The organism is Fusicatenibacter faecihominis (assembly GCF_020686945.1).
GTDB lineage: Bacteria > Bacillota > Clostridia > Lachnospirales > Lachnospiraceae > Limivivens > Limivivens faecihominis.
In genome coordinates, this window is sequence record NZ_JAJEPR010000039.1 from 18906 (window position 1) to 27825 (window position 8920).

Consider the following 8920-nt stretch of genomic DNA (forward strand, 5'->3'; position numbering starts at 1 on the left):
TTTTATGACCGGACCACATCGGAAAAAAACAGGTAGGTTCTCTCCGAAATTCCCCGGATCACACTCTGAGCGCTTCCGTTATCTGCGATGTCATTTGAAAGCACGCAGAGAATATAAGGGTATCTTCCATTCATAATGATGGCTACATCATTTTCAATACTTCCAAGACCGTAACCCGACGGCATTTCTCCGGTCTTATTGGCGGTTTCCACACCGTTTGGAAGACCTGCGGGAATCTTTCCCTTTACGGTCTGTCCTTCCAGGAGCTCCAGCATTTTTCCGGAAGCCTCCACATTGAGAAGAGTGCCGTTATAAAGGCCGGAAAGGAAGGCAGCGCAGTCCGCCGCAGAGGTATAATTGTCATCTGTGGGATTTTCCGCCAGAAAACGTCTGCCAAGATGAGTGGCCGTAAAGTCATGTTCCTTACAGAACTCGTTCACCACAGCGGCTCCCGCCTCAAAATCTCCCTGGCCCAGCCGGGTCACAAGCTCGTTGGCGGCGTTATTATCACTGACCGCAATCATCGCTGTCAGAAGATCTTTCAGTTCCCCGTCATAAGCTTCTCCCATGGGAATCAGCTCCTTGCCGCATTCCGCCGCGTAGACGCCCCGCTCATAAACCGCTCCCATGATAAAAATCTTAATCACGCTGGCCGACTGCATGGAATCCTCCGCCTGAAGCTCCATCGTGGAACCACTGTTAAGATCCATAACTTCCACCGCCCAGTGCTCTCCTGCCTCCGTCAGCTCGTCGAGCCAGAGCTGATTCACCTCCTGTTGCAGAGAGGTAAAATCCAGACCCTTTTCGGCCGACTCCAGCTTCGCCTCGCTCCGCACGGTCTCACTGAGGTAGAGATCCAGTCCGTCCGCGATGCCCTGAACCATGTCGTTTTCGTTCTCCTCAGATGTCATGTAGAGATCGTCACTCTCATTGCTCATGTACCCCATCTCCAGGATCGTCACCGGAATCTCGCTGAAATTGATCCCCGTCATATCGTCCGCATAAATAACGCCGTCGTTGGAAAGCCCTGTCCGTTCACAGTATGAATCCAGCACGCACTGGGAAAGCCGTACGCTCTCTGCCGAGAGATTTCCCACATAGGGATTCTGCTCGGAGGGCGCCATGGCAAGAGCCCCAGACACGGAGCCGTCGTCGCTGCCATTGGCGTGAATCCGGATGCAGGCTTCCGCTCCTGAATCATTGGCCAGTTGCGCCCGTTCCTGATTGCTGATGGCCGTATCGTTGTCCTCCCGCGTCATGACCACCTCGTAACCCCGGCTGATCAGCTCGCTTTTCAGTGCCAGGGCGATGCGGAGATTCAGCTCATACTCCGGCACCCCGGAAAAACGTCCCTCCGTTCCTGTGGTGGCTTTGGCCTTCGTTTCCGATGAACCGGGAGCCATCGCCTCCTGAGCGCTCATATCCACCCAGCTTCCCTGATGCCCCGGATCAATGGCAATCTTTCGTTTTCCGGCAGCCTCCGCCTGGCCTGCCAAAAGAAAAAACGCAAAGAAACAGACTGCCGCCGTTACCCATTTTTTCATACACCGTTCTCCTTCCGCTCCTTAAATATCCGGCCTATGAAAAAAAGCCATGATATTCTTCTTCATGGCTTTATTATAACTTACTTTCCGCCGCTTCACAATCTATTTTTCGCCGACTCTACATTACTTTTGAAGCGCTGATCCAGATCCTTCATAATAAAATGATACATCACAAGAAGCAGGGCGGAAGCCAGGATCCAGGCCACAGGACTGGCCATACAGGTACCGAAATAACTGCGGTAATGAGCGGCCACGAGGGCTGTGGCTCCACGGCCCACAAGCTCAGCCACGCCTGCCATCATCGGAAGGAGACCGTAGCCCATTCCCTGGATACCGTTCCGATAAATATTCACAATTGCGAGGGGAATCATAAAGATACCGATGCAACGAAGATAAATCTCCACGTTTCCAATGACTTCCTCCACATTCTCAGAGAGGAAAAGATAGGTCAGATATTTTCCGGCAAAAATAAAGAAAATGCCGGCCCCGATCCCGTACAGAAAGCCCTGCATATCCGCCGCCCGGAAGCCTTTCCGGATCCGGTCCGGTCTGCCCGCGCCCATATTCTGGGCACAGTAGGTAGCCATCGTCACACCCTGGGCCACAAAGGCCTGGGTCAGAAGGTTCTCGATCTTGTTGGCCGCGGTAAAGGCCGCCACCGCGATCGAGCCGAGCATATTCAGGGCAGACTGTACCATCATCGTACCAATGGCCGTGATGGAATACTGAAGCGCCATCGGAAAACCGACCTTCAGCTGCTGAATGGAAAGATTCTTCTCAAGACGGAACTCTCCTTTTTCCATATGAAGAACCGGAACTTTCTTAATGATAAAAATCAGACAGAGAAAACCGGAAACTCCCTGAGAAATTACGGTCGCATAAGCAGCCCCTGCCACTCCCATATGGAAATAAATGATCAGCACCAGATCCAGCACAATGTTCAATCCTGCCGACAGAAGCAGAAAATAAAGAGGTGTCTTACTGTTTCCAAGTGCTCTTAAGATACTGGACAGAAGATTGTAAAGCACCTGCGTGAAGATACCGCCGCAAATGATCATAATATATGTATAGGCATCATCAAAAATATCCTCCGGCGTGTTCATAAAAGTCAAAAGCCAACGCATGCCAAGCATACTGACCAACGTCATGGCTACTGCTACGATAAAGGACAGAATTGCTGCATTTCCTACCGTTTTCCGCATGCTCCCCATATCTCCGGCTCCGAATTTCTGTGCTGTCAGTACAGTAAAACCAGCCGTCAGTCCCAGAAGAAAGCCTAAGATCAGGAAGTTGATCGTTCCGGTGGCACCTACCGCTGCCAACGCCTTTGTTCCCACAAATTTTCCCACAATAACGGTGTCTGCCATGGAATAGACCTGCTGGAACACATTTCCGATAAAGACCGGAATCGTGAAATTCAGAATTATCTTCTGCGGATCTCCCACAGTCATGTCTTTCTCTGCTGCCATTTTTTCATTCCTTTCACCTAGCTGTTTTGATCTTCCTTCTAAAGCATCCGCAAGGTTTCTTTGTTCCCCACTTTAGCAATTCACCGCAGATTATATAAAAAAAAGAACCTTTATGCAATTCTCAATTTCAACAAAAAAACTTCTGATTTTCCAGAAGTTTTTCTATCGGATATCACAATCCAAAAAGCTGTACCAGGAAAACTGCGGCAGAAGCACCTACAGCCACCTTTAAAATTCCCTGATCAAAATAGGCCAGTCCCACGGCCATCACAGTTCCCGCGCAGGCGCTGGGCAGCGTCCCTGTGGCGGAAAAAATGGCCGGAAAGGTCATGGCCGCCAGCACAGAGTAGGGCACATAGCTTAAAAAAGACTGAATAAAACGGTTTTTGATCTTTTTCCGGAAGATTGCCATGGGAAGCATCCGGATAAGGTAAGTCACCACAGCCATCACCAGAATACTGGTTAAAATATAACGGTTACTCATTGGCTTCCTCCTCTTCTACCGGGAACAGCAGTGCTGCAACGGCACTTACCACAATCGTGATGATGATAATTCCCCAGCCGCCGGAGAGACCGGAAAATACCGGAAAATATGCAAAGCAACAGCTCAAAAGAACGGCAAAAAGTACGGTAAAAAGTACCGGTTTCTTCTTTCTCGCAGGCGGCACAATGATGGCGATAAACATGCCGTAAAGGGCGATGTTAAGGGCATTGGCGAGAATCGTCGGAAGAAAGGAAGTGAGGATTCCTCCAGCCAGTGTTCCCCCGCTCCAGCCGATCACCGGCGTCAGGATCAGACCGGCCATATAAGAAGCGGTAAGTTTTCCTTCCGCCTGCATGGAAACGGCAAAGATCTCATCGGTGATTCCAAAGGACACCAGAAGCCGCTGAATCCAGGTCATTTTCTTATCTGTCTTCTGGGACATGGCAAGGGACATGAGAAAATAGCGGATATTGATAACCACTGTGGTGACGGCGATCTCCAGATAACTGCCTCCGGCCAGCATCAGGCTCGAACCTGCAAACTGACCGGCGCTGGTTAAGTTGGTGAGGGAGATCAGTACGGCTGCCCAGGCCGGCATCCCGGACAGCACCACAGACATTCCATAAGCAAAAGATACCGGAAAATAACCGAGACAGATGGGTAAACCATCCTTCAGTCCCTGTTGAAATTTCTGTCTGTCCATATCATTCCATGGGATATCTCAATCCCCACTCCTTTCGGATGGTATCCATAATCTCCATCATACGGATACTCTCTTTATGCGGCATCTCAGGACATTCACTCCTGCCTTCTTCAATGGCCTTTTTACATGCTTCCACTTCATACTCATAGCCACTGATCTGAGGCGGAACCGGGTATTCTTTCACCAACTGATAATTGGTATCATATACTTTGAAGCCCTGACAATTATTGATATTTTCCACTTCTATGTATCCCCGGTCACCATAGATCATTCCTCTCCGGTCGGAAAGCACCAGCATAGAGCTGTGAAGGATCGCAGTTGCCCCATCCTCAAATGTGAGTGTGATACTGTTGGAGCTGTCTACACCATATTCATTCATTGTCGCATCAGAGGAGATTTTTACCACCGGTGTCTGATCGATCATACAGGCGAAATTCAGCGGATAAACACCTACATCAAGAAGAGCTCCACCTGCCAGTTCCGGTTTTTTCAAGCGCTCGACACCGCTGATAAGATAGCAGAGATTTGCCGTCAGAGAATGTACTTTTCCAATCACACCACTGTTTACTACTTCATTCAAAGTCTTCTGAATAGGGATATAACGGGTCCAGATAGCCTCTGTCAGGAGCAGATTTTTTTCTTCTGCCATCTGAAACAGTTCTCTTGCCTGATTTGCATTTACAGTAAATGCCTTCTCACAAAGCACATGCTTTCCATGCTCCAGAAGAAGCTTTACATGGGGATAATGATGTGAATGAGGCGTTGCTACATAGACCAGATCAACTTCCGGGTCGGCTGCCAGTTCCTCATAAGAACCATAAGCTTTTGAAATTCCGAACTCAGCTGCAAATTTCTCCGCATTTTCCAAAGTTCGGGATCCCACCGCATAAAGTTCTACATCTTTCATTTCTTTTACTGTATTGGCCATCGTATGGGCAATACCTCCAGATCCAAGAATTCCCATTTTCATCGTTTCCATAATCATCCTCCTTGATTTTTTAGTAAAGCGACATTCGTAATTCGCTTTCGCCATTTGCTCATGAACGCAGCCGCTCCGCATACTTGAAGCGGTGGAATGCTTGATTATGCGTTCAAAAACACCCCGGCATATCCTGCTTTTTCCCTGGATACGCCGGGGTGTTTTCTGCCTTTTGAGACATCAGATTTGAAGCAAACAGTCTTTCTTGATTCTGTCGCTTATAAGGTATTCGGACTCTCTTTTCCTTCTATGAAAGTGATCACATTCTCCAGTGTCGTATGGCTGATAGCCTCCAGTGCCTCTTTTGTGAAAAAGCCCTGATGAGAAGTTACCATGACATTCGGGAAGGAAAGCAGTCTTGCCATGGTAGAACGGTCGAGGATCTGATCGGACATATCTTCATAGACAAAACCTGTCTCTTCTTCATAGACGTCCAAACCTACCGCAAAGAATTTTCCATCACGGATTCCCTGTATCAGATCGTCTGTCTTGATCAGACCGCCTCGTGATGTGTTAACCAAGATCACACCGTCTTTCATTTTTGCAATGCTGTCCAGATTGATCATATGATGATTCTCTTCCGTCATAGGGCAGTGAAGAGAGATCAGGTCGGCTTCATGAAGAAGCGTATCAAAATCTACATACTCTGCAAAATCCAGAGACGGGTTATGATAAACATCCGTAGCCAATACTTTCATTCCAAAACCATGGCAGATCCGGGCCATAGCAGCACCGATCCGTCCGGTTCCCACAATGCCGGCCGTTTTATGGAAAAGGTTGACTCCCAGCAGACCACTCAGGCTGAAGTCATTTTCACGCCCCCGGATATATGCTTTGTGTGTATGGCGATTAGCTGTCAGAGCCAGGGCCATGGCATGCTCAGCAACTGCTTCCGGTGAATAGCTGGGCACACGCATTACTGTTATACCCCTTTTTTTCGCCTCGTCTACGTCCACATTGTTATAACCTGCACAACGCATGAGAATCAGCTTTACTCCCATTTCATGGAGAATATCCACCGTTTCCTTACCAAGATCCATATTTACAAAAGCACACACGGCATCATATCCATGAGCAAGTTCAGCAGTCTCGGGTGTCAGGTTCGGCTCAATATAATGGATATCTATATCCTTATATTTTTCTTCTTTGAGTCCTTTATCAAAGAACTCACGGTCATAATTTTTTGTGCCAAAAAATAAAATCTTCATAATAAAACTCCTCCTTTAGGATTAGTTTCAAGCTTACCGGAAGTAATTATACACGAAAATAAAATATCTGGCAAGACTTCTCTATTCTTGACCTATTTTCTCATCACAAAATTTGCACGCATGAATACAGGCAGCAAAAAACAGTCTGCCTTGACGAAAATCATTTCCATCAAAACAAACTGTTCTTCCGCTTTCCTCTAATTATATGATGTTGAAGTCAAAAGATCTTCTTTATGGACAAGCTTATAAAACAGGCAGACCGCCAATATTGCAGTAAGAAAATCAGAAATAGCCTGTGCCATCAAGACCCCCCTATAACCAAATACGCTTGAAGCAAGCATAATCACAACGGCAAATACTACTCCCTGTCTGCTGACCGATAAAAGAAATGCACCACCGGCTTTTCCCTCTGACTGAAATGTACAGGTCGTCACCAGTATAATCGCTATAAATACCATTCCAAACAACTGCATACGGAGCATAGGAACTCCAATCGCGACAATAGAAGCATCCTGCATGAATAGTCCCACCAATCCGGGCGCCAGAGTAGAAAGAAGGACCGCCAGTACAAGGGCAATACCACATTCAAAAGCATAGCAAAAACGCAGAATCTCTTTCAATCTGGAATGGTTCTTTGCTCCGTAATTATACCCGATGAGTGGCTGTGCTCCAAAAGCAAAGCCTACCATAATCAAAACAGCAATCAGATTGATTTTCATTACAATTCCCATAGCTGCCACTTTATCATTTCCATATGGAAGCAAAAATCGATTTGTCAGTGTCATTCCAAAACTCTGCATAAGATTTGTAATGGATGCAGGAATTCCAATTGCAAAAATCTGTCGTATCTCGTCTGATTGAATATGAAACTTTGCTGGTTTAATCGACAATCGTTTGCTCCTTGCCAGCAAAAACCACACAAAAAACAAATCCGCACCTATATTACCAATTACTGTTGCAATTGCTGCACCAGCTGCCCCTAATTTCAACACAGAAATGAAAAGCGGATCAAGGATCATATTAACAATCGCTCCTAATATGGTTCCTGTCATAGAGGCTGTTGCAAATCCTTCTGTCCGAAGAAGATTCGCTGGCGTATAGGACACAATGATAAATGGAGCACCAAGCACAATAACAGTAAAATACTGTGAAGCATAAGCGAATGTTTCTGTATCGGCTCCTAGCAAGTACAAAATCGGAGTCCGAAGCAGCAGCAGCAATATGGCTATTATAATCCCGCAGAGAAGGGCAGCATAGAAACAAAATACACTGAGCCTTTTTCCGTCTTCATCCCGTTTCTGTCCAAATAACCGGGAAATAACAGAGCTTCCACCTAGGCCAAAAATATCACCGAGAGCGATCATCAAAGTAAAAATCGGTGCTCCCAGAGAAACACCTGCTACCAGATTTGTATTACCAGTCTGCGCAATAAAATAAGTATCGACCATGTTATAGACCAGTGAAACTACCATACTAAATACAACCGGAAGTGCAAATTTAAAATATACCTTGTGAACTGGTGCCTGTTCAAATAATTCATTTTCCAACATCATAACCTCGCTTTCTTACTTAACAAGCTTAGCAGATCGGCTTGATTTTTGTTGTGACATATGGCACAATAAAATAAATATTTTCTGCGGGGGCACTTATGGAACAAGTTCATGACGAAAAAATATTAGAGCGCTACATAAATCTCTACCACATATATGAAATTTTTGATACCAAAAATCTTACGTTCCGACTTTACCAATATGAACGTGGTGAGATTTTGAATTATAACCGCGATTTTTCCAATCACCTCCAATTTCTTGTATCTGGAGCCGTTCAGATTTATTCTATACGCGGAGATGGAAGTCGCTATCCTCTTTGCCTTCTCAATGATTTTACTTTATTAGGAGATATGGAATTTTGCGGAGAAACATCTTTGCCCTTTCTTGTGGAAGCCACAAAAAAAGTAATGTGCATAGAATTACCGCTATACGATTTTAAAAATATACTATTGAATGATAATACTTTCCTGCGTTTTCTTTTGCGCTCCGTAGGGCATAAAATGGCGTTGTTTACCGAATCAGAGGCATCTTTCTCAAACCTTGAAGAAAAATTGCTTCACTTCTTAAAATATGATTGCCCTGACCATCAATTTCAGGGAGTTGAGGCGACCGTCATTCAACTTCGATGCAGCAGGCGGCAGTTGCAAAGACTGTTAAAGTCATTAACCGAAAGACAAATCATAGAAAAAAAGGGAAAAGGAATATATCGGCTTAAGTGAAAAGCCATTTTGCTATCTAATGACGGGTTCTTTAAGCAACATCGCAATTCCAATAAAATTTCCTGCTATAAAAAAACCAGAAGCATTTGCTCCTGGCTCTCATCTCATATACCTTCAAAACCACACACAGAAATTCATTTCTTCCATCCGATTTTCTTCTACCCAGACTGCCTTGTGGAAGTTCTGTTCGCTTCGCTTACAGAACAACCTCGGCTTTGGTTAAGCCTTCGACCTATTAGTATCAGTCAGCTCCATGCATTACTG

Annotated in this window: 8 protein-coding genes; 1 reads left to right on the forward strand and 7 read right to left on the reverse strand. The window is 45.8% G+C overall.

Going from position 1 to position 8920, the window contains the following annotated elements:
- Window positions 1-2 precede the first annotated feature (2 nt).
- The 7 genes from LKD71_RS15275 to LKD71_RS15305 all read right to left on the reverse strand — a co-directional run bounded on the left by LKD71_RS15275 (window position 3) and on the right by LKD71_RS15305 (window position 7940).
- Window positions 3-1544 (reverse strand): serine hydrolase, encoded by a 1542-nt coding sequence (locus tag LKD71_RS15275; RefSeq protein ID WP_227616106.1) that lies wholly within the window; start codon window positions 1542-1544, stop codon window positions 3-5.
- Between the two features lie 95 nt (window positions 1545-1639).
- A complete protein-coding gene (locus LKD71_RS15280) occupies window positions 1640-3013 on the reverse strand; it encodes an MATE family efflux transporter (protein ID WP_227616107.1) in 1374 nt (457 codons plus the stop codon).
- A 172-nt stretch (window positions 3014-3185) separates the two neighbouring features.
- A complete protein-coding gene (locus LKD71_RS15285) occupies window positions 3186-3497 on the reverse strand; it encodes an AzlD domain-containing protein (RefSeq protein WP_227616108.1) in 312 nt (103 codons plus the stop codon).
- A complete protein-coding gene (locus LKD71_RS15290) occupies window positions 3490-4200 on the reverse strand; it encodes an AzlC family ABC transporter permease (protein ID WP_178045496.1) in 711 nt (236 codons plus the stop codon). The genes LKD71_RS15285 and LKD71_RS15290 overlap by 8 nt, the downstream gene beginning before the upstream one ends.
- Window position 4201: 1 nt before the next feature.
- Window positions 4202-5170: a Gfo/Idh/MocA family protein gene (locus LKD71_RS15295; RefSeq protein ID WP_227616111.1), complete on the reverse strand. Its 969-nt coding sequence runs from the start codon at window positions 5168-5170 to the stop codon at window positions 4202-4204.
- Between the two features lie 227 nt (window positions 5171-5397).
- Window positions 5398-6387 (reverse strand): 2-hydroxyacid dehydrogenase, encoded by a 990-nt coding sequence (locus LKD71_RS15300; protein WP_178045495.1) that lies wholly within the window; start codon window positions 6385-6387, stop codon window positions 5398-5400.
- 197 nt (window positions 6388-6584) lie between these two features.
- On the reverse strand, window positions 6585-7940 hold the full coding sequence (locus LKD71_RS15305; RefSeq protein WP_227616109.1) for an MATE family efflux transporter: 1356 nt from the start codon (window positions 7938-7940) through the stop codon (window positions 6585-6587).
- Window positions 7941-8035: 95 nt separating this feature from the next.
- Here LKD71_RS15305 and LKD71_RS15310 point away from each other — a divergent pair, with 95 nt between their 5' ends.
- Window positions 8036-8656: a Crp/Fnr family transcriptional regulator gene (locus tag LKD71_RS15310; protein WP_227616110.1), complete on the forward strand. Its 621-nt coding sequence runs from the start codon at window positions 8036-8038 to the stop codon at window positions 8654-8656.
- Window positions 8657-8920 lie beyond the last annotated feature (264 nt).